The 25,318-nt window shown below is 67.4% G+C and carries 25 protein-coding genes; 20 read left to right on the top strand and 5 right to left on the bottom strand.

Annotated elements, in window-relative coordinates; all coding sequences use genetic code 11:
• The 10 genes from JHC99_RS07720 to JHC99_RS07675 all read left to right on the top strand — a co-directional run.
• The coding region (locus JHC99_RS07720; RefSeq protein ID WP_292153105.1) for a hypothetical protein at nt 1-104 on the top strand (104 nt) is incomplete at its 5' end.
• A 163-nt stretch (nt 105-267) separates the two neighbouring features.
• A complete protein-coding gene (cyoE, locus tag JHC99_RS07715; RefSeq protein ID WP_292153102.1) occupies nt 268-1,263 on the top strand; it encodes a heme o synthase in 996 nt (331 codons plus the stop codon).
• 11 nt (nt 1,264-1,274) lie between these two features.
• Nucleotides 1,275-1,496 carry a hypothetical protein gene (locus tag JHC99_RS07710; RefSeq protein WP_292153100.1) on the top strand — a complete coding sequence of 74 codons (222 nt, stop codon included), beginning with the start codon at nt 1,275-1,277 and terminating at the stop codon, nt 1,494-1,496.
• On the top strand, nt 1,493-2,068 hold the full coding sequence (locus tag JHC99_RS07705; protein WP_292153098.1) for a cytochrome c oxidase assembly protein: 576 nt from the start codon (nt 1,493-1,495) through the stop codon (nt 2,066-2,068). The genes JHC99_RS07710 and JHC99_RS07705 overlap by 4 nt, the downstream gene beginning before the upstream one ends.
• 110 nt (nt 2,069-2,178) lie before the next feature.
• Nucleotides 2,179-3,057 carry a cytochrome c oxidase subunit 3 gene (locus JHC99_RS07700; RefSeq protein ID WP_292153096.1) on the top strand — a complete coding sequence of 293 codons (879 nt, stop codon included), beginning with the start codon at nt 2,179-2,181 and terminating at the stop codon, nt 3,055-3,057.
• 8 nt (nt 3,058-3,065) lie between these two features.
• On the top strand, nt 3,066-3,449 hold the full coding sequence (locus tag JHC99_RS07695) for a DUF983 domain-containing protein (RefSeq protein ID WP_292153094.1): 384 nt from the start codon (nt 3,066-3,068) through the stop codon (nt 3,447-3,449).
• On the top strand, nt 3,446-4,159 hold the full coding sequence (locus tag JHC99_RS07690) for an SURF1 family protein (RefSeq protein WP_292153093.1): 714 nt from the start codon (nt 3,446-3,448) through the stop codon (nt 4,157-4,159). Before JHC99_RS07695 ends, JHC99_RS07690 begins: the two co-directional genes overlap by 4 nt.
• A 47-nt stretch (nt 4,160-4,206) precedes the next feature.
• Nucleotides 4,207-5,418 (top strand): pitrilysin family protein, encoded by a 1,212-nt coding sequence (locus tag JHC99_RS07685; protein ID WP_292153092.1) that lies wholly within the window; start codon nt 4,207-4,209, stop codon nt 5,416-5,418.
• A gap of 198 nt (nt 5,419-5,616) precedes the next feature.
• The gene (locus JHC99_RS07680) at nt 5,617-6,210 is read left to right on the top strand and encodes a GNAT family protein (RefSeq protein ID WP_292153104.1); all 594 of its coding nucleotides are present in this window, start codon (nt 5,617-5,619) and stop codon (nt 6,208-6,210) included.
• A gap of 28 nt (nt 6,211-6,238) precedes the next feature.
• Nucleotides 6,239-7,912, top strand: coding sequence for a bifunctional diguanylate cyclase/phosphodiesterase (locus JHC99_RS07675; protein ID WP_292153090.1), 1,674 nt, complete (start codon nt 6,239-6,241; stop codon nt 7,910-7,912).
• A gap of 10 nt (nt 7,913-7,922) precedes the next feature.
• Here JHC99_RS07675 and JHC99_RS07670 read toward each other — a convergent pair whose 3' ends face one another.
• Nucleotides 7,923-9,497: an SPASM domain-containing protein gene (locus JHC99_RS07670; RefSeq protein WP_292153089.1), complete on the bottom strand. Its 1,575-nt coding sequence runs from the start codon at nt 9,495-9,497 to the stop codon at nt 7,923-7,925.
• A gap of 187 nt (nt 9,498-9,684) precedes the next feature.
• Between JHC99_RS07670 and JHC99_RS07665 the strand changes: the two genes are divergently transcribed.
• Nucleotides 9,685-10,638 (top strand): alpha/beta hydrolase, encoded by a 954-nt coding sequence (locus JHC99_RS07665; RefSeq protein ID WP_292153087.1) that lies wholly within the window; start codon nt 9,685-9,687, stop codon nt 10,636-10,638.
• Between the two features lie 3 nt (nt 10,639-10,641).
• The gene (locus tag JHC99_RS07660) at nt 10,642-11,265 is read left to right on the top strand and encodes a trans-aconitate 2-methyltransferase (protein ID WP_292153085.1); all 624 of its coding nucleotides are present in this window, start codon (nt 10,642-10,644) and stop codon (nt 11,263-11,265) included.
• A 6-nt stretch (nt 11,266-11,271) separates the two neighbouring features.
• Here JHC99_RS07660 and JHC99_RS07655 read toward each other — a convergent pair whose 3' ends face one another.
• The gene (locus tag JHC99_RS07655; RefSeq protein ID WP_292153084.1) at nt 11,272-11,577 is read right to left on the bottom strand and encodes a hypothetical protein; all 306 of its coding nucleotides are present in this window, start codon (nt 11,575-11,577) and stop codon (nt 11,272-11,274) included.
• A gap of 170 nt (nt 11,578-11,747) precedes the next feature.
• Here JHC99_RS07655 and JHC99_RS07650 point away from each other — a divergent pair, with 170 nt between their 5' ends.
• From JHC99_RS07650 to JHC99_RS07640, 3 genes are all read left to right on the top strand, one after another.
• Nucleotides 11,748-11,996, top strand: a complete 249-nt coding sequence (locus JHC99_RS07650) for a hypothetical protein (RefSeq protein ID WP_292153083.1) — start codon at nt 11,748-11,750, stop codon at nt 11,994-11,996.
• Nucleotides 11,997-12,069: 73 nt separating this feature from the next.
• The gene (locus tag JHC99_RS07645) at nt 12,070-12,924 is read left to right on the top strand and encodes a DUF6065 family protein (RefSeq protein WP_292153082.1); all 855 of its coding nucleotides are present in this window, start codon (nt 12,070-12,072) and stop codon (nt 12,922-12,924) included.
• Nucleotides 12,925-13,064: 140 nt separating this feature from the next.
• Entirely contained in the window at nt 13,065-15,140 is a 2,076-nt protein-coding gene (locus JHC99_RS07640; protein WP_292153080.1) for a transglycosylase domain-containing protein, read from the top strand.
• A 7-nt stretch (nt 15,141-15,147) separates the two neighbouring features.
• Here JHC99_RS07640 and JHC99_RS07635 read toward each other — a convergent pair whose 3' ends face one another.
• Nucleotides 15,148-16,410 carry a YihY/virulence factor BrkB family protein gene (locus JHC99_RS07635; protein WP_292153078.1) on the bottom strand — a complete coding sequence of 421 codons (1,263 nt, stop codon included), beginning with the start codon at nt 16,408-16,410 and terminating at the stop codon, nt 15,148-15,150.
• Nucleotides 16,411-16,473: 63 nt separating this feature from the next.
• Between JHC99_RS07635 and JHC99_RS07630 the strand changes: the two genes are divergently transcribed.
• The 4 genes from JHC99_RS07630 (at nt 16,474) to JHC99_RS07615 (ending at nt 20,944) form a co-directional block, all read left to right on the top strand.
• Nucleotides 16,474-17,256, top strand: a complete 783-nt coding sequence (locus JHC99_RS07630; protein WP_292153076.1) for an MOSC domain-containing protein — start codon at nt 16,474-16,476, stop codon at nt 17,254-17,256.
• Nucleotides 17,253-18,137, top strand: a complete 885-nt coding sequence (prmC, locus tag JHC99_RS07625; protein ID WP_292153074.1) for a peptide chain release factor N(5)-glutamine methyltransferase — start codon at nt 17,253-17,255, stop codon at nt 18,135-18,137. Before JHC99_RS07630 ends, prmC begins: the two co-directional genes overlap by 4 nt.
• Before the next feature lie 453 nt (nt 18,138-18,590).
• Nucleotides 18,591-19,709, top strand: a complete 1,119-nt coding sequence (locus JHC99_RS07620) for a DUF4167 domain-containing protein (RefSeq protein ID WP_292153072.1) — start codon at nt 18,591-18,593, stop codon at nt 19,707-19,709.
• Between the two features lie 875 nt (nt 19,710-20,584).
• Nucleotides 20,585-20,944, top strand: a complete 360-nt coding sequence (locus tag JHC99_RS07615) for a hypothetical protein (RefSeq protein ID WP_292153071.1) — start codon at nt 20,585-20,587, stop codon at nt 20,942-20,944.
• Between the two features lie 4 nt (nt 20,945-20,948).
• On the opposite strand, the gene JHC99_RS07610 is transcribed toward JHC99_RS07615, so the two are convergent.
• On the bottom strand, nt 20,949-21,293 hold the full coding sequence (locus JHC99_RS07610) for a GIY-YIG nuclease family protein (protein WP_292153069.1): 345 nt from the start codon (nt 21,291-21,293) through the stop codon (nt 20,949-20,951).
• A gap of 488 nt (nt 21,294-21,781) precedes the next feature.
• Here JHC99_RS07610 and JHC99_RS07605 point away from each other — a divergent pair, with 488 nt between their 5' ends.
• Nucleotides 21,782-22,591 (top strand): hypothetical protein, encoded by an 810-nt coding sequence (locus tag JHC99_RS07605; RefSeq protein ID WP_292153067.1) that lies wholly within the window; start codon nt 21,782-21,784, stop codon nt 22,589-22,591.
• 3 nt (nt 22,592-22,594) lie between these two features.
• Here JHC99_RS07605 and clpB read toward each other — a convergent pair whose 3' ends face one another.
• Nucleotides 22,595-25,183: an ATP-dependent chaperone ClpB gene (gene clpB, locus JHC99_RS07600; protein WP_292153065.1), complete on the bottom strand. Its 2,589-nt coding sequence runs from the start codon at nt 25,181-25,183 to the stop codon at nt 22,595-22,597.
• Between the last annotated feature and the right edge of the window lie 135 nt (nt 25,184-25,318).

Raw genomic sequence — 25,318 nt, 5'->3', positions numbered from 1 at the left:
ACCCCTGGGGTGAAGGCGCCACGACCCTGGAGTGGACCCTGTCCTCGCCCCCGCCGCACCACCAGTTCAACGAACTGCCGGTGGTGAAGTCGGACGAGCACTAAACGCACACCCGTCACCCTCGGGCTTGACCCGAGGGCCAGACGTGGAGCGATAAGAAAAGCAAGTCGAAGCCCCGGACGTTCGTGCGTCCGGGGCTTCGTCCTTCGCGCACGACGTCCGGCCCTCGGGTCAAGCCCGAGGGTGACGGGACAAAAATCGAAGACCATGACTCAGAACGAAGCCACACCCGCCCTGACCACCGCCCAGCCGGAAGATTATTTCCAGCTGCTGAAGCCCCGCGTTATGTCGCTGGTGGTGTTCACCGGCGCGACCGGCCTGGTCGTGGCACCGGGCGCGATCAATCCGTTCGTAGCGGCCATCGCCATCCTGTGCATCGCCGTCGGCGCGGGCGCGGCGGGGGCCCTGAACATGGCCATCGAGGGCGAGACCGACGCCCTGATGCGACGGACGCGCGGTCGGCCCGTGGCCGCTGGTCGGGTCAACAAGAACGACGCCATGGCGTTCGGCGCCGTGCTGAGCCTGTTTTCGGTCATGCTGCTGGGGATGAACACCAACTGGCTGGCGGCCGGCCTGCTGGCCCTGACCATCGTCTATTACGCCGGCTTCTACACGGTAATGCTGAAGCGGCGCACGCCCCAGAACATCGTCATCGGCGGCGCGGCCGGGGCCCTGCCGCCCGTAATCGGCTGGGCGGCGGCGACGGGCTCGGCACCGTGGCAGGCCTGGCTGCTGTTTCTGATCATCTTCCTGTGGACGCCCCCGCACAGCTGGGCGCTGGCCCTGTATTCGGCCGGGGACTACGCCAAGGCGGGGATTCCGATGATGCCGGTGGCGCGGGGAGCGAAGTCCACGCGACTGCAGATCCTGATCTATTCGCTGGTCTTCGTGCCTGTGGCAATCGCTCCGGCCGCGGTCGGGCTGGGCGGCTGGCTGTATCTGGCGGTGTCGGTGCTGGGCGGACTGGGTTTCCTCGGGCTGGCGTTCCGCCTTTATCGTTCGCGGGCCGGCGATCCGGTCGGGACCGAGGGGCCGGACAAGGCCGACACCGTGGGGCGAGAGGCCGCATTGTATGATGTGAAGGCAGAGGCCAAACCGGCGCGAAACCTGTTCGCGTTTTCGATCGTCTATCTGATGTCGTTGTTCGCCGCCCTGCTGCTCGAGGCCCTGACCGGGGCCGTGTCGTTCAGCCTGATCGGCTGAGGAAGCCTGCCATGTCCGAATCCCAGTCCACGCCTCCCCTGGCTGCTCCCCGTCAGTATGTGACCCTGACCTCCGCCGAACTGGCCGCACGCAAGCGACGCAACGTATTTATCGCCCTCGGGCTGGTGGCGTTCATGGTGCTGCTGTTCACCACGACCTTCCTGCGGATGATGCACAATCAGGCCGATGCCCGGTCGCAGGCCTCGGCCCCCGTCGGGTCGATCGACCGGTGAAGCGCAATCATCTCATCGGGGCGATCTGCGCCGGGGGCGTGGTCTTCATGACCGGCGCGGCGTTTGCCGCCGTGCCGCTTTACAAGATGTTCTGTCAGGTGACCGGCTTTGACGGCACGGTGCGCCGGGCCGAGGTCGCCCCGGCCGCCGAGGACGTGCTGGACCGCCAGATCACCGTGCGGTTCGACACCAATGTGCGCGACCTGCCCATGCGGTTCCGGGCTGAACAGACCTTGCAGAAAGTTCGCATCGGCGAGACGGGCATGGCCTATTTCGACGTGACCAACACCTCGGACAAGCCGATCCAGGCGCGCGCCGCCTACAATGTCGTCCCCGAGAGCACCGGGCCCTACTTCCAAAAGCTGCAGTGCTTCTGTTTCGAGACCCAGACGATCCAGCCCGGCCAGACGATCAAGTTTCCGATCCAGTATTTCGTTGCGCCCGAACTGGCCACCGACCGTGAGACGCGCGGGGCCAGCGAGATCACGCTCAGCTACACCTTCTATCCGGCCAGGGACGGAGCCCCTACGGCGACGTCCAGCGGCCTGATCGCGCCCGCCCGCTCCGGATGAGCTCGCGACGGCCTGATCCGCGCCGCTTTTTCGCCGCGGTGGCCTCGACGACTTTGAAAAATGGGCTATAGCCCGTCCCCTAGACTCTTCGCCTGACGAGACCTCCCAAGATGGCCGACAACCACGCCGCTCCGCATCACGATTACCACCTGGTCAACCCCAGCCCGTGGCCGCTGTTCTGTTCGGCGACCGCCGTGGTGATGATGGTCGGGGCCGTGATCTGGATGAAGGGGCTGTTCGGCCTGCCGGAGGGCACCAGCTGGGTGTTCCTGCTCGGCCTGGCCACGACCGTACTGGGCATGGGCCTGTGGTGGGCGGACGTGGTCAAGGAGGCCAACGCCGGCGACCACACCCCCGTCGTGGCCATCGGCCTGCGCTACGGCATGGTGTTGTTCATCGCGTCGGAGATCATGTTCTTCGCGGCCTTCTTCTGGATGTTCTTCGAGATGGCCGTGTTCAATGAAGCGCGCGCCGGCATCCCCGAGATCGGTGCCTGGGCCGATACCGCCAAGGCCTGGTCGACCTGGCCGCCGCAAGGGGTCGAGGTTCTGTCGGCCTGGCAACTGCCTCTGCTCAACACCGTGACCCTGCTGCTGTCGGGTTGCACCGTCACCTGGGCGCACCATGCGCTGCAACAGGGTGACCGCAACGGCGCCAAGCTGGCCCTCGTTCTGACCATCGCCCTGGGCGCGATCTTCACGGCGGTCCAGGCTTATGAATATTTCGAGATCATCCACGAGAACCTGTTCTTCAACGAAGAGGCCGTGAACTCGGGCCTCTACGGGTCGATCTTCTTCATGGCCACGGGCTTCCACGGATTCCACGTCCTGGTCGGCACCATCTTCCTGGCCGTCTGCCTGATCCGCCTGCTGAACGGTGCCTTCACCCCCGAGCAGCATTTCGGGTTTGAGGCGGCCGCCTGGTACTGGCATTTCGTGGACGTGGTCTGGTTGTTCCTGTTCGCGTTCGTCTACGTCGTCTTCGGCTAAGGACGGCGTTGGACCCAGTCCTGCCTCTCGAACCCGCAAAGCCGGCCCGGATCCATGCGATCCGGGCCGGACTGCTTTGTCGCTGTCCGAACTGCGGCAAGGGCCGGCTGTTCGCCGGCTTCCTGAAGGTCGTGGATCGGTGCGCCGTCTGCGGCTTCGACTACAGCCGCATGAACACCGGCGACGGGGCGGCCATCTTCATCATGCAGATTGCGGGCGGTCTGGTGGTATTCTCGGCCCTGTATGTGCAGATCGCCTTCGACCCGCCGATCTGGCTGTTGCTGCTGGTGTCGTTGCCGCTGGTGGCCGGGCTGTCGATCGGGCTGATGCGGCCGGGCAAGGGGCTGATGATCGCGCTGCAGATGCGGGGTAAGATGGACGGTGCCCGGTGAGGCGTTTTCCCTGGCTGCTGACCCTTATCACGGCCCCAGCCCTGGCCCTGCTGATCGGGCTGGGCGTCTGGCAGGTGCAACGGCTGGCCTGGAAGGAGGGGCTGATCGCCCAGTCCGAGGCGGCGGCCGAGGCCGCGCCCGCGACCCTTGCCGATGTGCTGACCGCGCCCGATCCGGAGTTCCGACGAGCGCTCGTGGTCTGTCCGGGACTGGCGACCGCGCCGTTTGTGGAGCTGCAGTCGATCCATGACGGCGAGCCGGGATCGCGGCTGATCTCCCTGTGCCGCGCGCCGGGTATCGCGATGCCTCTGCTGATCGACCGGGGTTTCGTACCCGACGGCGTCTCGGCGCGGCCCCGGGTGGCCGAATCGACCCTGCCGTTGTCGCTGCTGGTCGAGCTGCGGCGGACGCCGGGCGCCGGCAATGCGATGACACCGCCGCCTGCCGACAACCGTTTCTATGCCCGTGACAGCGCGGCCATGGGCAAGGCGCTGGGGGCCTCGGCCGTGTCGGAGTTCACCCTGTTCGCCCTGGCCTCGCCCAATCCCGAGATCGGTGCCCTGACGGCGTCGGCACCCCCTGCTGCGTTCTCGAACAACCACCTCGGCTATGCGATGACCTGGTTCGGACTGGCGATCGCCCTGGTAGGTTTCTATGTGGCCATGCTCTGGCGCCGGATGCGCCGGGAGCCTGAGAAAGACCCGTCCTGACCACACTTCACACCCTGTCCAACGGCGTCCGTGTCGTCTGTGATCCGATGCCGGGCCTGCGCACCCTGGCCCTGTCCGTCGCCGTGCGCGGGGGCGCGCGCTGGGAGAACGAAAGCCAGTCCGGCTGGTCGCACCTGCTGGAACACCTCGTCTTCAAGGGCGCGGGCGAGATGGGCGCGCGCGACATCGTCGAGCGGATCGAGGCCGAGGGCGGATCGATCAATGCCGCCACCGGATACGAGCGGACCAGTTTCGACGTGCGGGCCCTGGATGGGTCGCTGGGCCTGGCCATGCAGGTGGTGTCGGATCTGGTGTTTCGCCCTACGCTGGACCCCGTAGAAATCGAGCGCGAGAAGGACGTGGTGGCCCAGGAGATCGCCGAGGCCTTCGACACGCCGGACGACCAGGTGTTCGAGATGGCCCAGACCAAGGCCTTCGCCGGCCAGTCGATGGGCCGGCCGATCCTGGGTTCGATCGCCAGCTTGAAGCCGGTGAAGCGCGAGACGATCGGCGACTGGCGTGCGCGGCTGTATTCGCCCGACCGGATGGTGGTGTCGGTGTCAGGCGCGGTGGACGAGGCGGAACTGCTGGCCCTGGCCGAGCGCTGGTTCGGGGACGCGGTGGCGCGGGCGGCGGATGCGCCGGAGCCGGCGAGTTTCGTCGGCGGGGCGGCGACGCTGAGCCGCAAGATCGAACAGGCCAACCTGGTGTTCCAGCTGCCGGCGCTGTCGGCGACCGACCCGGACCTGCCCGCCATGCGGCTGTTCACCGAGATTCTGGGCGGGGGGATGGCGTCGCGGCTGTTCCAGAGCGCGCGCGAGGAACGAGGGCTGGCCTATGCCGTCGACGCCTATCACGAGGCGTATGAAGACACGGGTGTGCTGGGCATCTACGCCGGGGCGGCGGCGGACCGGGCGGTCGAACTGGCCCAGGTCTGCGCCGACGAAATCCGGTCGCTGGCGACCGATGGACCGAGCGTGGCCGAACTGTCTCGCGCCAAGGCGGTGCAGACGGCGGGGCTGTGGATGTCGGACGAGAGCCCGGCCAGCCGGGCGGGGCGCAATGCGGCACAGACCCTGATCTATGGCGCGCCGGTATCGTCGGACGCCAGTGTGGCGCGGATCACGGCGGTGACGGCGGACGATCTGAAGCGGGTCGGGATGCGGGTGCTGGCCTCGGGCAAGGCGGCGACGGCGGTGCTGGGACCGAAGGGAGCGAACGGTGCGGGGGCGGCGTTCGTGAAGGGGTTGGGAATCTGAACATCTACACCGTCACCCTCGGACTTGATCCGAGGGCCGGACGTTGATCCTGCCGAACAGTCGAGCCGGGGCACAGCCGTCGTGCAACGCTCCTATGCACCGCCTGCCGAGGGTCCGGCCCTCGGGTCAAGCCCGAGGGTGACGGCGAGTTTCATAGGCGGGTGACGCCGGTTGAGGTTCACGCTAACCTCGCGCCCCATGGCCCTGCTCGACTGGATGACGGACGCTGCCGGTCCCCATGTGCGGGGGCAGGGGGTGATGTTGCGGCCGCCGCGCGCGGGCGACTATCAGGCCTGGGCCGATCTGCGCGAGGCGTCGCGGGATTATCTGCAGCCGTGGGAGCCGGCCTGGCCCGAAGACGATCTGACCAAGGCGGCCTATCGGCGGCGGTTGACGGTCTATGCGCGGGAGCTGGAACTGGGCAACGCGTGGCCCTTCTTCATCTTCGATACGGCCGGCCGGGTGCTGCTGGGGGCGGTGACCCTGTCGAACGTACGGCGCGGTGTCGCCGAGACGGGGACCCTGGGCTACTGGATCGGTCAGCCCTATGCCGGCGCGGGCCATGCGACGGCGGCGGTCCGGGCCGTGGCGCGCTATGCCTTTGCCGACCTGAGGCTGCACCGGCTGGAGGCGTCCTGCCTGCCGATTAATACGGCGTCGCGGCGGGTGCTGGAAAAGTCCGGGTTCCGCAAGGAGGGCGAGGCGCGGGCTTATCTGAAAATTAACGGGCGATGGGCAGATCATCTTCTGTTCGGCCTCTTGTCAGAAGACGCCGAACGGGCCGACCCTTGAGGCCACTCGCAAAGGATACCGCCCCGTCGTGAACGCCACGCGCTCCAGAACCCTGGCCTGGGACGCGACGACGGCGATCGAGGCCCTGGCGGCCGCCGATTCGGCGCTTTGGATCTGGACGCCCGCTCTGGATGAGATGCGGTTCACCGGATCGACCCGGCCGCTCGGTCTGGGCCCCCTGGCCCCCGAATGTTCGGCCGCCGCCTTCGTCGCCGTCACCCTGCCGCAGGACCGGTCGCTGGCCGAGGGCCTGCTGACGCCGCGCGAGGAGGGGACCGAGATCGCCGTGCGCCTGCGGATGCGGGGTTCTGAGACCTGTCTGTGGCGCGGGGTCTGGCTCGAGGACGGGCTGCGGGCCGCCGGGCTGGTGGCGCTGGAGACCAAGTTCGCGGGCGCGCAGAAGGATCAGCTGACCGGTCTTCTGGATCGTCGCGGCTTCCTGGCGCGGGCCGCCGATGTTCTGGCCGTGCCGGGCGACTATGAACTGGTGGTCGCCGACGTCGATCGGCTCAGGCGGCTGAATGAGGCGCTCGGGCACGAGCGGACCGATCTGGTGTTGTCGGCCCTCGGCTCGCGGCTGGCGGCAGCGTTTTCGGATCAGGCATCCCCGGCGCGGATCGGCGAGGACGAGTTCGCCATTCTGCTGCCGCGCCCGGCGACGGGCAATGCCGCCGAACGGGTGCGCGAGGCGCTGGAGCAGCCGCTGCGGGTCGCGGGGTTCGACATCTATCCGACCGTGTCGATCGGCTTCGTGTCCTGCGAAGGCGGGGCCGATGCCGCGGATGCGGCCGAACTGTTGCGCCGCGTCGAGCTGGCCGTGGGCCAGGCCAAGGGCGCGGGCCGGTCGGGCGCCGCCGCCTATGGCCGGGCGCTGGAAAGCGATTCGCTCAGCCGGCTGGCGCTGGAGGCAGATCTGAGGAACGCCTTCGTGCGCGGCGAGATCGAGCCCTTCTTCCAGCCGATCGTGAACCTGAACACCGGCGCGGTGGCCGGATTCGAGGCCCTGGCCCGCTGGCGTCACCCCAAGCGCGGCCTGGTGCCGCCGGACGAGTTCCTGGGCCTGACCGACGAGATGGGCCTGATGAACGATCTGGGCCTGATGATGATGACCCAGTCGGCGCGCCAGCTGTCGGACTGGCTCAGGCGGCACCCGCGCGCGGGCAAGCTGTTCTGTTCGGTCAATCTGTCGGTCGGCGAGATCGAGCGGCCCAACCTGATCGAGGACGTGGCCCGGGTCATCAAGGAGACCGGCCTGCCGCGGGGTGCCCTCAAGCTCGAGGTCACCGAGGGCGACATCATGCGCGATACCGAAAAGGCGGCGGTGATCCTGCAAAAGCTCAAGGACGTGGGGGCGTCGCTGGCGCTCGACGATTTCGGCACCGGCTTCTCGTCGCTGTCGTACCTGGCGCGGTTGCCGTTCGATACGCTGAAGATCGACCGCTATTTCGTGCTGACCATGGACAAGGACGAGGGCTCGGCCAAGATCGTCAAGTCGGTCGTGAATCTGGGCCGCGATCTGAACCTGGAAGTCGTCGCCGAGGGCGTAGAGAACGCCACCCTGGCCAAGCTTCTGCTCGACGCCAGTTGCCACTACGGACAGGGCTTCGGCTATGCACCCGCTCTGCCGGCCCAGGAGGCCGAGGTCTATCTGAACGAAAGCCTGTCGGACGGCACCGCGCCGCTGAAGCAGCGGTCGGCCTGACCGGCGGCGTCTACCAGTCGATCAGGGGCGCGGGCGTTTCGTAGCGGAAGGCATCAAGCCGGCGCTGCTCGTCCGGTGTGACCTCGGCGTAGGTCGTCCAGACGGGCAGGCCTTCGGCATGTTCGTCGTCCTCGAGCATCAGAACGCCGAGCCCCCGGGTGTCCCAACCGTCGGTCAGTTCCGTCGGATTCCAGTCGTCGAGCGTGAAAAGCTCGACGGTGATCGTTTCCGCCGTGGCGTCAGGCACGATCAGGGAAATGCTGTGCCAGCCGTCGGGGGCGACCGGGGCCTTGAGCCTCTGCCAGGGCGTCACGACGAAGACGTGGGTCGTGTGGACGTCGGAACCGGGCCGGTTGGTCATGAAGGCGATCCGCGCCGTGCCGTTGCGGACGCGCACCTTCTTTCGCGCCTGCCAGCTCGTCCAGCGTACCCGCTCTTCGGGCGAACCCTCAAGGTGATAGACCCCGTCGTCGTTCGGCGCCGGCGGGCAGTGCTGCGTATAGCCGAAGGCGTTGTCGATGTGGGCCCGGTAGCGCGAGAACATCGGGCCGCCGCGCGCGAACCGCGTCGAGATGGCGGTCAGGGGCACATGGGTCAGGTGAAGGCGGAACTCGTCGACGCCGTAGTCCTCGGCCAGGCGCAGGGCCTCCTCGACCTCGGCCTCGGTATCGTTCCAGTCGAAGACCAGATAGCGCCATTGGACCCGGGGCGTGGTCACGCCGAGTTCGCGCCGCGCCTGAAGCAGATTGGCCATGCCCTTCATCGCCAGATCGAGCCGGCCGCCTACGTGATAGCGGGCGTAGGCCTCCTGGGTCACGCCGCTGATGGTGAACTGGATGAAGTCGAGCGCGCCGGCCGCCACGACACGTCGCGCGCGATCCAGGTTCGACAGGGGGATGCCGTTGGTGGTGGTGTTGACCCGCGCCTGGGGGTTGGTGCGCTGGATATGCTCCAGCATGTCGGCGGCCTGGACGTTCACGAACGGGTCGCCGTAGTTGAAGAAGAAGACGTGGCTGAGCGAGCCCTCCAGATCGTCCATGACGCTCGCGAAGGCATCCAGGTCGAGGAAGTCGGAATCGCGGGTCTTGATGTCGCGGTCGTTGTTCGGTTTGCAGGCCGGCTGGTCGCAACGCAGGTTGCAGCGGACCGTGGTCTCGACCACCAGGGTGGTGGGGCGGTCAGGTCGGGCGGGCAGGGTGTCGGGCGCATCGTCGGCGACCGCCTGGGACAGGTTGCATTCGGTGCAGCGACGCCCCTCCCACAGACGCGCCTGAAGGGTTTCGTACTCGGGGTTGGCCCAGATCTCGGCCAGGGACTGGCGATAGATGTTGCCGAAACTGCGCCGGCTATGGGGATCATCCAGTCCGCAGGTGACATTGCCGTCTGACTGGACCGACAGGCCACCCTCGATCCAGGAACAGCGGTAGCGGCCGCCGTCGGGCTCGGTCATCAGGCGGCTGGGGTCGGTGTGCTTGCGGTTGTAGTTCCAGGGGCCGTCCAGCGGTGCCGGGGGCGGGGAAGTCTCTTGAGCCGTTGAGGTCTTTCGCCGGGGCAGGATGAGGGTTCGCCAGGACAAAAGACTCATTCGAACACGCGTACTCCACCAGAAGTCGAGTGTGTGCGCCGGTCCGGCGGGGGTCAACGCCCGACCCGCGATCCGGGCGGGGCCAACGAAAAATTGACCAGTCCCTATTCCGCCCGCATCCAATCGCATTAACTGCGACGACTAGGAGGAAACGGCGCGATCGTCGCCGATCCGAGGGACAACGACCATGAATGCGCAACTGCTCACCGGCCTGATCGCCGCCGTCGGCCTGCTGGCCAACCTGGCCATGGGTAGCGGGGTCGCCGCCCAGGACGGGCATGCGGCCCATGCCGAACCGGCCGACCACGGCCACCACCACGCCGACTTCGCCTCGGACCGGATGCACGTCCGCGTCGACGGCGCCGAGGGCGGCAAGGACATCATCCTGATCCCCGGCCTGAGCTCCTCGCCCGAGGTCTGGGACGGGACGGTCGAGCATCTGGGGAACGGATGGCGCGTGCACCGCATCCACATCCAGGGCTTCGCCGGGGCCCCGGCCGAGGCCAACGCGACCGGACCGGTCGCCGCGCCGGTGGCCGAGGAGATCGCGCGCTACATCACCGAACAGGGGCTGGATAAGCCCGCCGTCGTCGGCCATTCGATGGGCGGGACGATCGGGATGATGCTGGCCGCGCGCCATCCGGCGCTGGTGGGCAAGCTGATGGTCGTGGACATGGTGCCCTTCATGGGGGCGATGTTCGGACCGCCTGGAACGACGGCACAGAGCGTCGCGCCGATCGCCGAGCAGGTCTATCAGGGCATGTCCAATAGCCCGGCCGACGCCTATCGCACCCAGGCCGTGGCCTCCGTCACCGGCATGATCGCGACCGAATCCAAGCGCGCCGGGCCGATCGAGGACACGATCAACAGCGATCAGCAGGTTTCGTCCTCCGCCTTCCGCGAGCTGATCCTGACCGACCTGCGGCCCGAACTGTCGAAGATCACGGCCCCGACCGAGGTGGTCTATGTGAAGTTCAACGATCCTCGCATGACGCCCGAGATCACCGACGCCATCTATCAGGCCTCGTTCGCGAGCCTTCCCGCCGTGACGCTGAAGCGGATCGACGACGCGGCCCACTTCGTCTTCCTGGACCAGCCGGACCAGTTCAACGCCGAGCTGGACGCCTTCCTGGCGAAATAGGCGATGCGCCACTCGGCCGCAGACCGGATCATCGGCCTGTATTCCGAGAAGGCCGCAGGCTGGATCGAGGACCGCGCGCCTGTCCTGGGCCAGGGCGGCGGAACCGGCCTGGACGAGGCCGGGTGGCTCGCGCGGTTCATGGCGTGTCTGCCACCGGGGGCGAGGGTACTCGACGTCGGGTGCGGGTCGGGATGGCCGGTGGCAGCTGCGCTGCTGGAGCACGGGTTTCGCGTCACGGGGGTCGATCCCGTACCAGGCCTGCTGGATCATGCGGCGCAGACTCTGCCTGCCGGAGAATGGATCGCCGGCGATATGCGGACGCTGGACCTTGGCCGGACGTTCGACGGCGTTCTGGCCTGGTTCAGCCTATTCCACCTGACGCCCGAGGACCAGAGGATCGCCCTGCCGCGCATCCTGGCTCACGTCGTGCCGGGTGGTGTGATCATGTTCCCCACTGGATCGGCCGAGGGCGTGCAGATCGGGCGGTGGCGCGGCGAGCCCCTGTATCACGGCAGTCTGGGCCCGCAGGAGTACCGCGCGATCCTGAATGGGAACGGGTTCGTGGAGATTGGAGACGCCACGGATCAGCGGCCACCGGGTCTCGTATGGCTGGCCCGGCGGGTCTGAGCGCGATCAGGCCGGCTGGCTGAGGGTGTCGGCGACGCGGTTGAGGAAGCTCTGGCGCTTGGCCAGGACGTCGGCTTCCTCGACCAGACGTCCACGGTTCGGCGTGGACGGGCGGCGGGCCTCGTCGCGCAGGCGGGTGACCAGGGCCTCCAGATGGCCGGCACCCTTGCGGGCGTCCATCACGGCGGCGTGGGTACGGGCTTCGGCGATGCGGCGGGGCAGCATGTCGGCGTCGTCGGGGCGGAGTTCGGCGCGGACGGCCAGGCGGGCGAAATCGTTGGCGTACAGCCGGACGTAGCTCTCTTCGATCATGGGGTCGTTTCGGTCAGGCGGCCAAACCGGAGCGGATCGACCGCCACGAACGGGCGGTTCGCTCTCGGCGGCCGAGGCTACATATGGTGACGATTGCGCCGATTGCGAGCGGCGGCGGCAAATGGGCGGTTCGCCCTTGACCCCGCCGCCGGATACGCCTCCAAGCCCGCATGGCCATCGAAACCGTACACATCGTCCAGGCCTATGTTCAGGGTCGTGGCAGGGGCCTGAAGGCCGAGCAGCAGATGGGCTGCAAGACAGCCGAAGAGGCGCGCCGCAAGGCCGAACGGCTGGCCCCCTTGCGGCTCGGTGTCGTGGCGTTCTCGGCCTCGGCGGACACCGAGATGGGGGACTATGACGAGAGCCCCGTCATCCTGTTCAAGTCCGGTCAGTTGCCGCCGCCATGGAACGAGGACTGAAGTCGCTTCGGCCGACTTACGGGGTCATTGGCTCCGTGCCATAAGGCCGCGCGGCAACAGACGAGGTCCGGCGATGAGGAAGCGGCTGAAGGGATCGGCGCCCGAGCGTCCCCGGGGCACCCCCGTCCGAGCCGCCGAGACCGACCTGATCTGCTACGTTCGCCAGGGCTGGGCCCCGCGCATCGCCCCGGCCTCGGCGCGTCGCGACTGGATGAACGATACGCCCGAAAGCTTCGCCTATCGATGCCTGCCGCTGGCCATCGCCAATGCGCATGGCTGGGAGGTGTTGAGCCCCTGCGGATTTTCGGCGCGCTGGCATGGCGGGGTGGACGCCAGTTCGGTCGAGATCGTGCTCGACAAGGGGGCGGACCCGAAATCGGCGCCCCATTCCCTGTTCGGCAGCGGGACCATCACCTTCCACGTCGACGGCATCATGCGCACGTCCGAGGGCTGGAATCTTTGGGTCGGTGGGCCGCCCAACGGAATCAAGGACGGAATCGCGCCGCTCGGCGGGGTGATCGAGACCGACTGGTCGCCCTATACCTTCACGATGAACTGGCGCTTCACCCGGCCCGACGTCTGGATCCGGTTCGAGGAGAACGAGCCCTTCTGCTTCTTCTTTCCGACCCCGCGCGGGGTGGTGGATCGGGTCAAGCCGGAACTGCGGCCGATGGAGGATGAGCCCGAACTGCTCAAGACCTTCGACGCCTGGAGCGCGGCGCGTCGGGCGTTTCAGGAGTGGGTCAAGAAGGCCAGGCCCTCCGCCCCGGCTGACCAGTGGCAGAAGCTCTACTATCGCGGCCTGCATCCCGAGGGGCAGCCGGGCGCGGCGGATCACGAATCCAAACTGAGGCTGTCGCCGTTCCGCCAGACGGGGTCGCGCCGTGTCTGTCCGGTCACGCATGAGGACGGCAAGCCGCGCGGCTGACCGATCCGTAACCCCCGCGCCTTGGTTTGGGCCGAAAGGGTCATCACGCTGGCGTGAGGTCTTCACGCGGCGTTCACCACAATGGGCGTTTTGGTGAGGCGCGCGAACGGCTATGACGGCCGGGGCTTTTGAGGATGTCGATGGCCGGTCCGGGGTTCGGAAACAGGATTGCGAACGGTGCCCCCAAGGCACCGCGCACCCGGCTGCAACAGGTCGTCTACTGGGGCTCGGTTCTGGCCGTCTGGGGGGTGATCTTCCTCGTGGTCTTCTTTGCCGTGTTCGCGCGGGGGCTGCCCGACACCTCCAGCCTGTACAATGTCGATCGCCAGCCCTCGATCACCTATCTGGACCGCAACGGTGCCCTGATCGCCACGCGCGGGACGCAGCAGGCGCCGCCGGCCGATCTGGACGCTTTGCCCGACTATGTGCCGGCGGCCTTCATCGCGATCGAGGACCGGCGGTTCTGGTGGCATCCGGGCTTTGACCCCATCGGCATGAGCCGGGCCATGGTGTCCAACATGCGGGCCGGGCGCATCGTTCAGGGCGGCTCGACCCTGACCCAGCAGCTGGCCAAGAACCTGTTCCTGACCCCCGACCAGAACATGCGCCGCAAGGTGCAGGAGCTGATGCTGGCCGTCTGGCTGGAGATGAAGTTCTCCAAGAAGGAGATCCTGGCCCTGTATCTGAACCGGGTCTATTTCGGCGCAGGGGCTTACGGGATCGAGGCGGCGTCGCAGCGGTATTTCGACAAGCCGGCCAAGAACCTGACCGTAGGCGAGGCGGCGCTGCTGGCGGGGCTGCTGAAGGCACCGTCGCGCTATTCGCCGGTGTCCGAAAGCGAGCGGGCCGCGACGCGGGCCACCGTGGTGCTGAACCAGATGCAGGAAGCCGGCGTCATTACTGCCGCCCAGCGCGAGCAGGCGGTGCTGGAGCCGGTGCGGGTGTCGCGGACGCTGGCCACCCAGCACGCCCAGTATTTCATCGACTGGCTGGACAAGGAAATCCGCGGTCTGGTCGGTGAGCCGACCGAGGACATGGTCGTCGAGACCACCCTGGACCTGACCATCCAGACGGCGGCGGAGCGGGCCGTGAACCGCATCCTTGAGCGCGATGCGTCCAAGGGCGTCCAGCAGGCGGCTCTGGTGGCGCTGGACGGCGACGGCCGGGTGCGGGCCATGATCGGCGGCAAATCCTATGCCGACAGCCAGTTCAACCGGGCGGTCGACGCGAGGCGTCAGGCCGGGTCGTCGTGGAAGCCCTTCGTCTATCTGGCGGCGGTCGAGGCCGGCTATACGCCGCAGACGCCGGTGGTCGATGAGCCGATCACCATCGGCACCTGGTCGCCCCGCAACTATTCCGGAAACTTCGGTGGGCCGACGACCCTGGGCGCGGCGCTGCAGAACTCGACCAATACGGTGGCGGCCTATGTCGCTGACCAGATCGGGCGCGACGCGGTCAGCCGGGCAGCGCGTCGGCTCGGGATCACCTCACGGATCGGGCTTGAGCCTGCCATGGCGCTGGGGACCACCGACGTGTCGCCGATCGAGATGGCGACCGCCTATGACGCCTTCGCCAACGGCGGGCGCCGGGTCGAGGCCTATGGCATCAGCCGCATCCGGACGCCGTCGGGGCGGGTGATCTACAACCGCTCGGCCCGGGAGGGGATCGGGGCCCAGGCGATCAACAATCCGGCGCTCTACTATATGAACCAGATGCTGCGCGGGGTTATCGCGGGCGGGACGGGGGCGTCGGCCGCCATTCCCGGACGCGATCTGGCGGGCAAGACGGGCACCACCTCGGACTACAAGGACGCCTGGTTCGTCGGCTATACTGGCGGTTTCGTCGCGGCCGTCTGGGTCGGCAAGGACGACGCCTCCCCGATGCGCGGCGTGACCGGCGGCGGGGCGCCGGCTGCGATCTGGAAGGGCTTCATGACGGCGGCCCTGCCGCGCCTGAACGCCCCCGCCATCCCCAACGGCCCGGCCATGCCCGAGGGCTGGATCGCGCCCGATCCGGTCGGCGACCTGATGGGCAATATCGAAGACCCCTATGCGACCGGCGAGGCCGCCGATCCGAATGCCGGGGTGTTCGACGACCCGACCGCGCCGCAGCCGAGGCTGGAGGTCACACCGCCGTCGCGCCGCATCGACCCGCCGGACCAGCGGCCGGAGCCGGACGCCCCGCCCGAGAAGCGCAGCGATCCGCTGTTCTTCTAAGGGTCCGTCAGGTCGGCGTTTCGCCGCCCGCCGCCTTGACCTTCTTCTTGGTCAGGCGATCCGTGACCTCTTCGGTGTGCTTGAGGGTGAAAGCCAGAGCCGCCGGATTGCCTCGTCGGGCCCCCACGCTGTCAGCCACCAGTGCTCCGCGCTGGCCTAGCGGAAGGGGGGCACCGGTGGTGGTGTCGATCGCGGTCTGATGCTCGATCTCGGCGTTCACCTCGGCCCCCATCAGGATGATCTGCACCGTGATCCAGATCCACAGCAGAAAGCCCATGAAGGCCGCCAAGGGTCCGTAAGAATCGGTCCTGACGAAGGTGGTCAGGTACCAGCTGAACAGGAACGACACGCTGAGGCTCAGCACCGCCGCGAAAAGGGCTCCCGGCGTCAGCCAGCGCCAGCGCGCCTTCTGGCGGCACGGCCCGAAGCGATAGATGACGGTCAGGGCCGTGACATAGACCACGAACAGCACCGGCCAGCGCAACAGGGCCAGGTGGGCGAACTCGTCCTCCAGCCCGAACACCGACAGAACGACCGGCACCCCCACGACCAGGGCGGCCGTCAGCAGAACCGAGGCCAGACCCGACAGGGTGAAGGCTAGGCAGACCAGGTTGTACTTGACGATATTGCGCTTCTCGACCTCGTGGTAGGCGACGTTGAGGCCATAGAACAACGTCTTGATCCCCCCGTTCGCCGTCCAGAGCGACAGGCCGAAGGTCCAGATCAGGGTGAAGGTCAGCTGCGACGAGGTGTTCAGCGCGAGCCGCTGCATCTCTCCGCCCAGGAACTCCGCGACATTGGCGGGCAGGACCGAATAGAGGAATTGCAGCCGGCCCCAGGCATCGGCCGGATCGGCGAACAGGCCATACAGGGTGACGAAGGCCGCCAAGGTCGGGAACAGGCTCAGCACCATGAAGAAGGTTACGCCCCCCGCCACGAACCCGACCCGATCCCCGAAATAGGCCCCCCCGACGCGCCAGCCGATGTCAACCCAGCCCTTGTGCGGGATCTGGTCGGGCCGGGTGGCGAGGCGACCTCGGCCCGGATCGCGCCGGTCGTGATCCTCCGGCGTCGGCGGGGCGGGCGTGATGGCGTCGGGGCGTTCAGGTCTGAGCTCGATCCCGAACTTGTGGCCCCGGGTATAGAGCAGATGCGCCGCGCCGGCCCCGGCGGCGAGACCCGCGACGGCGGCACCGACGAAGCGCCAGAGTGGACCTGCACCGCCCTGCGAGGAGCGGCGGCCGAACGGATTGCGGAGGGGTGGGGTCATCGTTCGCTCAACGGCCACGCTGGTTCGCCGTTCCCACCTTAGGATATGATAGGAATCGCTCCCATGACCGCCCGCATCGCCGCCCTGTATCGTCACCCGGTCAAGGGGTTCACGCCCGAGGCGCTGGAGGCCGCCGTGCTTGAGGCCGACGGCTGGTTTCCGGGAGACCGGATGTGGGCGGTGGAGAACGGGGTGTCGGGGTTCGATCCGGCTGACCCTGCGCATCTGCCCAAGCAGAAGTTCACCGTCCTGATGCGCCAGGCGATCCTGGCCCGGGTGAAGACGCGCTGGGTTGAGACGGCGAATGTGCTGCACACGGAGATCGATGGCGAGACCCTGGGCGTGCGGATGGACGAGCCCGGCGACCGGGCCGTCTTTTGCGACCGGCTGGCGGCGTTCCTGGGCGAGGAGGCAAGGGGGCCGCTCCGACTGATCGACGCCGGACCGCGCCATCGGTTCATGGATTCGATGCGGGGGCGGGTTTCGGTGCTCAACCTGGCCAGCGTCCGCGATCTGGCCGAGCGGCTGGGGCGGCCGGTGGACCCCTTGCGGTTCCGGGCCAATGTTTGGGTCGAAGGCTGGGAACCGTGGGTCGAGAACGGCTGGGGCCGGCCGGATGCGGAGACGGCCGGGCCAGTGCTGCGGCTCGGCGACGTCACCCTGCGCGGCGACAAGCCGATCGTGCGCTGTGCGGCCACCGAGGTCGATCCGGCGACGGGGGTGCGGGACATGGCGGTGGTGAAGAGCCTGCACGACCTCTACGGCCACGTGCTGACGGGCCTGTACTGTTCGATCGAAACAGGTGGTCGCATCGCGGTCGGCGATCCGGTAATCAGCCCGGCATGAGCGAACAGACCACCCTCGTTTCCGCCTGGAAATCGGCGCAAGGCCAGCTGAAGGCCGGCCGCATCGACAGCCCCTCCATCGACGCCCGCCTGTTGCTGGAGGCTGCGACGGGGGCCAGTCGGATGGACATTCTGACCGATCCCTATCGCGCTGTGACGCCGGATCAGGCGGCGGTGCTGGACGGCTATGTCGAGCGGCGCCTGAGGCGAGAGCCGGTGTCGCGCATCCTGGGCCGCAAGGGGTTCTGGAAGATCATGCTGAACGTCACCCCCGACGTGCTCAGCCCCCGCCCGGACACCGAGACCATCCTCGACATCGCCATGCTGGCTTTCGCGCCGCACGAGGCTTTCAGCATGATCGACCTGGGGACCGGATCGGGGGCGATCCTGCTGGCCGTGCTGGCGGAGCGCCCGGCGGCGACCGGAGTCGGCACCGACATCTCGTCCGAGGCCCTGGCGGTGGCCAAGGAGAACGCGGCCAATCTGGACCTGGACGGACGGGCGGCCTTCCTGAGAACCGAATGGGCGGCGGGGTTCGGGGATCACAGCTTCGACTTCGTGGCGTCCAACCCGCCGTATATTCCGACCGACGACATCGCCGGGCTTGATCCGGAGGTGCGTGAGCACGATCCGATCCTGGCCCTGGACGGCGGGCCGGACGGGTTGCAGGCCTATCGCGATCTGGCCCCCGAGATCATGCGCATCCTCAAGCCCGGTGGCACCTTCGCCGTCGAGATCGGCTTCGACCAGGGGCCGCAGGTCAAGGCACTGTTCGAGGCGGCGGGGTTTGATGGCGTGATCGTGGTCAAGGATCTCGGCGACCGGTATCGGGTGGTGACCAACGGGCCGGACCCGAGGACGAATCCGATCCCGAAGATGTAGTCTCCTCCCCATGCCGCAGGCATGGGGAGGTGGCTCGGAGCGCAGCGGAGAGACGGAGGGGCTCTCACCCCAGACGCGGTGCGCGCTTCAAGAGCCCCTCCACCCCTTCGGGGTCCCCCTCCCCGTCGCCAAGGGCGACGGGGAGGAGACCGTGGGCGACCCCTCACGATTACCCCTTGGAAATCAGGCCGGGCCACGCTAAGTCTTGCATCGTCTCCCACCCAAACCGCACGCCTCGAACCGACCGCCGGTTCCAGTCACGCGCGCCGAGGGCTGTGATGGTCGGGCCGGTCGCCCGGCGGACCACGGGGCGGCGACGGATTTCCGATCACATCGTCAGCGGGGATGGGCCCCGAACGAGACGGAACGACGAAACGAACGGACCAGGACGCAGACGCGATCCGGTCGTTCCCTTCGAAAGCACGGTATCGTCTCATGAGAGATTTCAAGGGCATGAAGCGTCAACGCGGACGCAACAGGAAGCCCGGCAGCAATGGTCCGTCCAACGCCAACAACGCCAATCCGAACCGGTCTTGGGACTCGCAAGGGCCCGAGAACATCAAGGTCCGGGGCAATGCCCAGACGGTCTATGAGCGCTATCTCCAGCTCGGTCGCGACGCGACGGCGGGCGGCGACCGGGTTCTGGCCGAAAACTATCTGCAGCATGCCGAGCATTATTTCCGCGTGCTCCGGGCGCTTCAGCCGCAGCGGCCGGTGTCGGAGATCGCGGCGCGCGAACTGTCGAACCAGGGTTACGACATCGACTTCGAGGACGAGTCCGGGGCCCAGGCCGCCGCCTTCCTCGCCGCGCAACAGGCCGCCGACCGCGCCGCCCAGGGTGGGCAACAGGGCGGCTATCAGAACAACGACCGCACCGACGGTGAAGGCCCGCAGGCCCGCAACGAAGGTGGCCAGCAACGCGAATGGCGTGACCGCGACCAGAACCGGGATCGCGACCAGAACCGCGACCGGGACCAGAATAGAGACCGCGACCAGAACCGTGACCGCGACTCCAACCGAGACCGTGACCAGCAGCCCCGCGCCGAGGGCGAGGGCGGGGAAGAGGGCCAGACCGGCCAGGGCCCGCGCCGCGAGACCCGCCGCGAACGCTGGGAACGCCGTCGCGAGGAACGCAACCGCCGCTTCGAGGCCGAAGGCGGCGTCGGCGAGGCCCCCGGCAACGCCCCCTATGACGACAGCCGTGAAGGCGGGCGTGATCGTGATCGTGACCGCGACGCCGGATCGACCCCGGCCGAGGCCCCCGCGCCCGCCGCGGCCGAGACCCCGGCGGAAGCCTTGGTCGGAACGCCCTATGAACCCGCCGCCGATGATGCGCCCAAGCCGGCCCGCGCCGAGCGCCCGCGCCGGACGCGGATGCCTCGGGAGTCCGACCTTGAAGTGGGCGGCGACGACGCGCCCTCGACCCTGCCCGGCTTCCTGACCCGGTCGTCGGCTCCAGCTCCGGCCGCCGCGCCGGTCGAGACTGCCGAACCGGCCACCGTCTCCGACGACGAGGCTCCGGCTCCGAAGAAGCGTGCGCCCCGCAAGCCCAAGGTCGTCGCTGAGGACTGAGCCCCGCCCGACGCGCCTTCTCGTCCTCACGCGCTGATGCGCTGAAGTCATGGCTTCAGGCCCCGCCGGGAGACCCGGCGAGGTGGGGGGAAGTCGGCGGAGCCTGGGCGATTGCCCGGAACCGAAGGAATGCCCCGTGCTTTCGCCGAAGGGGCTTGAGATGTTTTCGGCTCACGCCGAGGCTCCGCCGCGACCGGTTCGCTCGAGCATTTCGGGGAGGGTTTCGTACAGCCTGCCGGGGGTCTTCAATCCCCTGCGCTTTTCGCCGTTTAGACCCAGTCGAAAGTCGGCCCGAGGCGGGCGGAGGGTTCAGGGCCCTCCGGGCTCCACGGTTTCGCCGTGGACAGCCGCATCGTCGCCGGTTCGCTCTCCACAGGCTCCAGGTCATCGCCGGGCCAGGGTCCGTCACCGCACGAACGACACGGTACACCCGCTCGATCGCTCCCGCCGCGACGTCCGGGTCCTGGGCCCAGGACGCCTTCCCCTCCGCAACGGGACAGGGTGAAGCATAGCCGATGCGGGGACCTGGGCGGCGAGATCGCCGGTGCTCGGCGTCAGAAGCGGTCGCATCCCCAAGGATGGCAAGGGATTGGGTCCGCCGAGGTTCGCAAGTTCGAGGCGCTGGACGAGCCATGCCTTCCCCCTCTTGCGGGGGAAGGATCGCAGCCGGAGGCTGACGGATGGGGGGTACGACGATGCGGGCTCGCCATCCGCACATTCGGAGACTGACATTTCAACGCCCGACGTCACCCCCCATCCGTCCGCTTCGCGGCCACCTTCCCCCGCAAGAGGGGGAAGGATCGCATGGGCATCGCCTTGACCCCGACGGCGCGGCTTCGGATCATGGCGCAACGACGAGGGGGAAGGGGACGCCGATGAGCACCCGGGATCACTATCTGGCGGTCTTCACCTCGGACAAGACCGGGCCCCGGTGGCGGGAATGGTACGGGCTGACCGAGGCCGAGAAGACGGCGCGACAGACGGCAGGCCTGGCCGCGATCGCCGCCTGGGACGAGGCGCACCGCGACGTCATCGTCTGGCAGGGCGGTCCGCTGGGGCCGACGAAACGGATCACCGATGCGGGCGAGGTCACCGACGTCGTCAACCTGCTGACCGTCTATATGGTGGTGCGGGCGGAGACGCACGAAGCGGCGGTGCGGCTGTTCGACGGCCACCCGCACATGTCGATCTTCGTCTGCGACGGGGTGGAGGTGATGCCGGTGCTGGGGGGATAGGGGGTCAATCGTCTTCGGACGGGGGAACCCAGTCCGGATCGTTGACCGGATACCAGTCCGCCGCGAGGTCCAGCCATTCGGGGTTCGCATCCTCGATCAGCTTCAGCTTCCAGTCGCGCAGCCATTTCTTGAGCCGCCTCTCGCGTCGGATCGCGTCTGTGACCCACTGATGCCGTTCGTACCAGACCAGGTCGACGCAGCCGTGCTCGGCGGAGTAGCCGTCGGGATGGGTTCCGTTCTTGTGTTTCCAGACGCGTGCGTGGAGGTTCGAGGTCATGCCGACATAGACCCAGCCGTTCCGCCCGCTGGCCATGATGTAGGTCGCGATGAAGGTCCGGTGCGTCCCCATTTGCACAACCTATGCGCTCTCTAGTTTTTCGCCACCCTCCCCTGCTTTCTTCCTTTCGTCATCCTCCGGCGAAGCGCAGCGAAGACCGGGGGACGCAGCGGCGGGTAAGGCGATCTGTTCAAGCACGATCGGAAAGAGCAGTGTCCGCGACAGGTTCGCGCTCCCGCGCGCCGCTGCGTCCCCCGGTCTGCGCCGCGAAGATGCGGCTTGCCGGAGGATGACGACAGGGGGAGGGGTGCGATCTGTCCTTCCAACCGTCATGGTTGGCCAGAATCCATGCTGACCGTTGCCCATCCCTTTCGTCATCCTCCGGCGTAGCGAAGCGAAGACCGGGGGACGCAGCGGCGCCGAAAGGCGATCTGTTCAGGCACGCTGTCCGACGCCGGGGTCCGCGACAGGTTCGCGCTCCCGCGCGCCGCTGCGTCCCCCGGTCTGCGCCGCGAAGACGCGGCTTGCCGGAGGATGACGAAAGGAGGACATGTTCGGGGATGGAAGAGCTCGGCGGCGATTGTAGGCTTCTTGTCTTTGTCCGGCCGTCACCTGTTAAGGTGGCGCCACCTCTCGAAGCCCGAATGAAGAGATTCTTGAAAACAGGTAGGAGCACAGAACAGCTCGACGAAAAGCAGTTCTCTTCGCACCATGGGAGTGGACAGATTGCCGACTATCTCCTTTGGGATCGTCGTTGCATTGCAGAGATGAAGACGATCAATGGTTATCCTGCTGCTCGGATGAGCCGTCTGATTAACGATGCTCTCCGAACAGAGCCAAGGGTATTCGTTTTCGGAACCGTTGGAATTCAGCGTCTGTTAGCTGATCGACCAGATGCCGATGAAGTGAACAGCGCGATGGTCACAATCGGAGGGCGTCCCGTCCGAAAAATGCTTCAGCAGTCCAACCCGCAGATCGCGTCAACAAGATCAAAATTCGATCTTCCTCAAGCTGCGGGGCTGTCGATTATTATAATTGATGCCCCGCAGAAAATTGAAGCAACTGTAGCTGCTTACGCAGTACGAGCTGCCCTCCAAGCGAAAGAACCTGCGCTCACACAGATCGATTTTGTCTGGGTCTCAATCGAGGCGCATCAAGTCCGTCTTCCGGATGGCCGCTTGGGTTATCCAGAACTCTGCATTTGGAAGAGCGGGCGTCGGCCGGAAAGCGATCGTCAAATGATGGGCCAGATGATCGATGCGTGGGCGCGTTCAAATGGCGTCGAGATCGAACATCTGGACCATACGGTCGGCTGGGAAGTACTGCGTCCAGTGGGTGATGGGTGGCCCCTTTCGCTCCAACTGGAATAGCCCTCAATGCACCCGAGCCTTCCCGATCTCCAGCCCGTCCGCGCCCGCTGAAACGGCGATCACGCTCCCGTCCGCCAGTTCGCCCGCCAGCAGTTTCTTCGCCATCGGGTCCACCAGGTCCTTCTGGATCACGCGCTTCAGCGGCCTGGCCCCATAGGCCGGGTCGTAGCCCTTGTCCGCGAGCCACGCCAACGCACTGTCGTCGATCGACAACGTCAATCTCCGGTCGGCCATCAGCTTTTCCAGACGCGCCAGCTGGATGCGGACGATGCCGGCCATCTGGTCGCGGCCGAGGCGGCGGAAGAGGATGATTTCGTCGATGCGGTTGAGGAACTCGGGACGGAAGTGGGCGCGGACGGCCTCCATGACATAGGGGCGGACGGCCTCGACGTCGTCGCCTTCGGCCTGGTTGGCCAGGGCGTCGGAGCCGAGGTTGGAGGTCATGATGAGGAGGGTGTTCTTGAAGTCGATCGTGCGGCCCTGGCCGTCGGTCAGGCGACCGTCGTCGAGGACTTGCAGCAGGACGTTGAAGACGTCGGGGTGGGCTTTCTCCACCTCGTCGAACAGGACGACCTGATAGGGGCGGCGACGCACGGCTTCGGTCAGGGCACCGCCCTCGTCATAGCCGACATAGCCGGGAGGGGCACCGATGAGGCGGGAGACGCTGTGCTTCTCCATGTATTCGCTCATGTCGATGCGGGTGATGGCGCTGTCGTCGTCGAACAGGAAGGCGGCGAGGGCCTTGGTCAGCTCGGTCTTGCCGACGCCGGTGGGGCCGAGGAACAGGAAACTGCCCAGCGGGCGGTTGGGGTCGTTCAGGCCGGCGCGGGCGCGGCGGACGGCATCGGCGACGGCTTCCAGGGCCTCGTCCTGACCGACGACGCGGCCACGCAGGGCGTCCTCCATCGACAGCAGTTTCTCGCGCTCGCCCTCCAGCATCTTGTCAACCGGGATGCCGGTCCAGCGGGAGACGACGGCGGCGATCTGGGCCGCGTCCACGACCTCGGGGGTCAGGGGGCCGCCTTCCGGGGTTTCGTTGGCCTCGGCCTCGGCGAGCTGTTTTTCGATCTGCGGGATCTGGCCGTAGGCGATCTCGGATGCGCGGCCGAGGTCGCCGTTGCGCTGGGCGAGCGCCAGGTCGGCGCGCAGGCGGTCGAGGGTCTCGCGCAGCTGGGCGCCCTGGCCGACCTTGTCCTTTTCGGCCTTCCAGCGCCGGGTCAGGTCTTCGGATTCGACCTCGAGATCGGAGATCTCGTCCTCGAGCTTTTCGAGGCGTTGTCTGGAGGCCGCGTCGGTCTCCTTCTTCAGGGCCTCGCGCTCGATCTTGAGCTGGACCAGGCGGCGGTCGATTTCGTCCAGGCTCTCCGGCTTGGAATCGACGGCCATCCGTACACGGCTTCCGGCCTCGTCGATCAGGTCGATGGCCTTGTCGGGCAGGAAGCGGTCGGTGATGTAGCGGTTCGACAGGGTGGCGGCGGCGACGATTGCACTGTCGGAGATGCGGACGCCGTGGTGGACCTCGTACTTTTCCTTCAGTCCACGGAGGATCGACACCGTGTCCTCGACACTGGGCTCGTCGATGAAGACCGACTGGAAGCGGCGGGCGAGCGCCGGGTCCTTCTCGATGTATTTGCGGTACTCATCCAGGGTCGTGGCGCCGACGCAGTGCAGCTCGCCGCGCGCCAGGGCGGGCTTCAGCAGGTTGGAGGCGTCCATGGCGCCGTCGCCCTTTCCGGCGCCGACCAGGGTGTGCATCTCGTCGATGAAGAGGATGATCTGACCTTCGGCGGCGGTGACCTCGTTCAGCACAGCCTTGAGGCGTTCCTCGAACTCGCCGCGGTACTTGGCGCCGGCGATCAGGGAGCCCATGTCCAGGCCCATGACCACCTTGTCCTTGAGGGATTCGGGCACGTCGCCGTTGACGATGCGCAGGGCCAGGCCCTCGACGATGGCGGTCTTGCCGACGCCGGGCTCGCCGATCAGGACGGGGTTGTTCTTGGTGCGTCGGGCCAAAACCTGGATGGTGCGGCGGATCTCCTCGTCGCGGCCGATTACGGGGTCGATCTTCTGATCCCGCGCCGCCTGGGTCAGGTCGCGGGCGTAGCGTTTGAGGGCGTCATAGGCGTCTTCGGCCCCAGCCGAGTCGGCGGTCTTGCCCTTGCGGACATCGGCGATGGCGGCGTCGAGTTTCTCGGGGGTGGCGCCGACGGATTTCAGGATTTCCCTGGCGACGCCGCCTTCGCGGGCGATGGCCGAGAGGAGCCGTTCGGTGGTGACGAAGGCGTCGCCGGCGGTCTTGGATGCGGCCTCGGCTGTCGCGAAGACGCGGGCGGTATCGCCGTCCAGATAGAGTTGGCCGTTGCCGCCGCTGACCTGGGCGCGCTTCTGAAGCGCCGTCTCGGTCGCGGTCTCGGCCTTGGCCGGGTCGCCGCCGGCGGTGGTGATCAGGTTGCGGGCGAGGCCGTCGCGTTCCTCGAGCAACACCTTCAGCAGGTGTTCGGGCGCGAACTGCTGGTGCCGGCGGGCCAGCGCGAGCGATTGCGCCGACTGGACGGCCTGTTTGGCGCGGTCGGAATAGAGGTCGAGGTTCATTCTGGGTCGTTTCCCCTGAGAAGGCGGATGACAGTCAGCGCCCTTGCAAGAAGCGACGCCTTGATCTGGGGCAAAGGTGGGTGTGGCGATCGGGCCACACAAGGGGGTGGCGTCAGACGGTGCGGGGGCTAGGGT

This window comes from Brevundimonas sp. (genome assembly GCF_016463485.1).
In the GTDB taxonomy this organism is placed as follows: Bacteria; Pseudomonadota; Alphaproteobacteria; order Caulobacterales; family Caulobacteraceae; genus Brevundimonas.
Note: the sequence above shows the minus strand (reverse complement) of the source record. Positions and strands in the feature narration are given on the sequence as shown.

Excerpts from the sequence above, each read along its gene's own strand:
- cyoE (WP_292153102.1), top strand. The coding sequence starts at position 268 with ATGACTCAGAACGAAGCCACACCCGCCCTGACCACCGCCCAGCCGGAA.
- JHC99_RS07710 (WP_292153100.1), top strand. The coding sequence starts at position 1,275 with ATGTCCGAATCCCAGTCCACGCCTCCCCTGGCTGCTCCCCGTCAGTAT.
- JHC99_RS07700 (WP_292153096.1), top strand. The coding sequence starts at position 2,179 with ATGGCCGACAACCACGCCGCTCCGCATCACGATTACCACCTGGTCAAC.
- JHC99_RS07685 (WP_292153092.1), top strand. The coding sequence starts at position 4,207 with ATGCCGGGCCTGCGCACCCTGGCCCTGTCCGTCGCCGTGCGCGGGGGC.
- JHC99_RS07680 (WP_292153104.1), top strand. The coding sequence starts at position 5,617 with ATGGCCCTGCTCGACTGGATGACGGACGCTGCCGGTCCCCATGTGCGG.
- JHC99_RS07670 (WP_292153089.1), bottom strand. The coding sequence starts at position 9,497 with ATGAGTCTTTTGTCCTGGCGAACCCTCATCCTGCCCCGGCGAAAGACC.
- JHC99_RS07665 (WP_292153087.1), top strand. The coding sequence starts at position 9,685 with ATGAATGCGCAACTGCTCACCGGCCTGATCGCCGCCGTCGGCCTGCTG.
- JHC99_RS07660 (WP_292153085.1), top strand. The coding sequence starts at position 10,642 with ATGCGCCACTCGGCCGCAGACCGGATCATCGGCCTGTATTCCGAGAAG.
- JHC99_RS07655 (WP_292153084.1), bottom strand. The coding sequence starts at position 11,577 with ATGATCGAAGAGAGCTACGTCCGGCTGTACGCCAACGATTTCGCCCGC.
- JHC99_RS07650 (WP_292153083.1), top strand. The coding sequence starts at position 11,748 with ATGGCCATCGAAACCGTACACATCGTCCAGGCCTATGTTCAGGGTCGT.
- JHC99_RS07645 (WP_292153082.1), top strand. The coding sequence starts at position 12,070 with ATGAGGAAGCGGCTGAAGGGATCGGCGCCCGAGCGTCCCCGGGGCACC.
- JHC99_RS07640 (WP_292153080.1), top strand. The coding sequence starts at position 13,065 with ATGGCCGGTCCGGGGTTCGGAAACAGGATTGCGAACGGTGCCCCCAAG.
- JHC99_RS07635 (WP_292153078.1), bottom strand. The coding sequence starts at position 16,410 with ATGACCCCACCCCTCCGCAATCCGTTCGGCCGCCGCTCCTCGCAGGGC.
- JHC99_RS07630 (WP_292153076.1), top strand. The coding sequence starts at position 16,474 with ATGACCGCCCGCATCGCCGCCCTGTATCGTCACCCGGTCAAGGGGTTC.
- prmC (WP_292153074.1), top strand. The coding sequence starts at position 17,253 with ATGAGCGAACAGACCACCCTCGTTTCCGCCTGGAAATCGGCGCAAGGC.
- JHC99_RS07620 (WP_292153072.1), top strand. The coding sequence starts at position 18,591 with ATGAAGCGTCAACGCGGACGCAACAGGAAGCCCGGCAGCAATGGTCCG.
- JHC99_RS07615 (WP_292153071.1), top strand. The coding sequence starts at position 20,585 with ATGAGCACCCGGGATCACTATCTGGCGGTCTTCACCTCGGACAAGACC.
- JHC99_RS07610 (WP_292153069.1), bottom strand. The coding sequence starts at position 21,293 with ATGGGGACGCACCGGACCTTCATCGCGACCTACATCATGGCCAGCGGG.
- JHC99_RS07605 (WP_292153067.1), top strand. The coding sequence starts at position 21,782 with ATGGAAGAGCTCGGCGGCGATTGTAGGCTTCTTGTCTTTGTCCGGCCG.
- clpB (WP_292153065.1), bottom strand. The coding sequence starts at position 25,183 with ATGAACCTCGACCTCTATTCCGACCGCGCCAAACAGGCCGTCCAGTCG.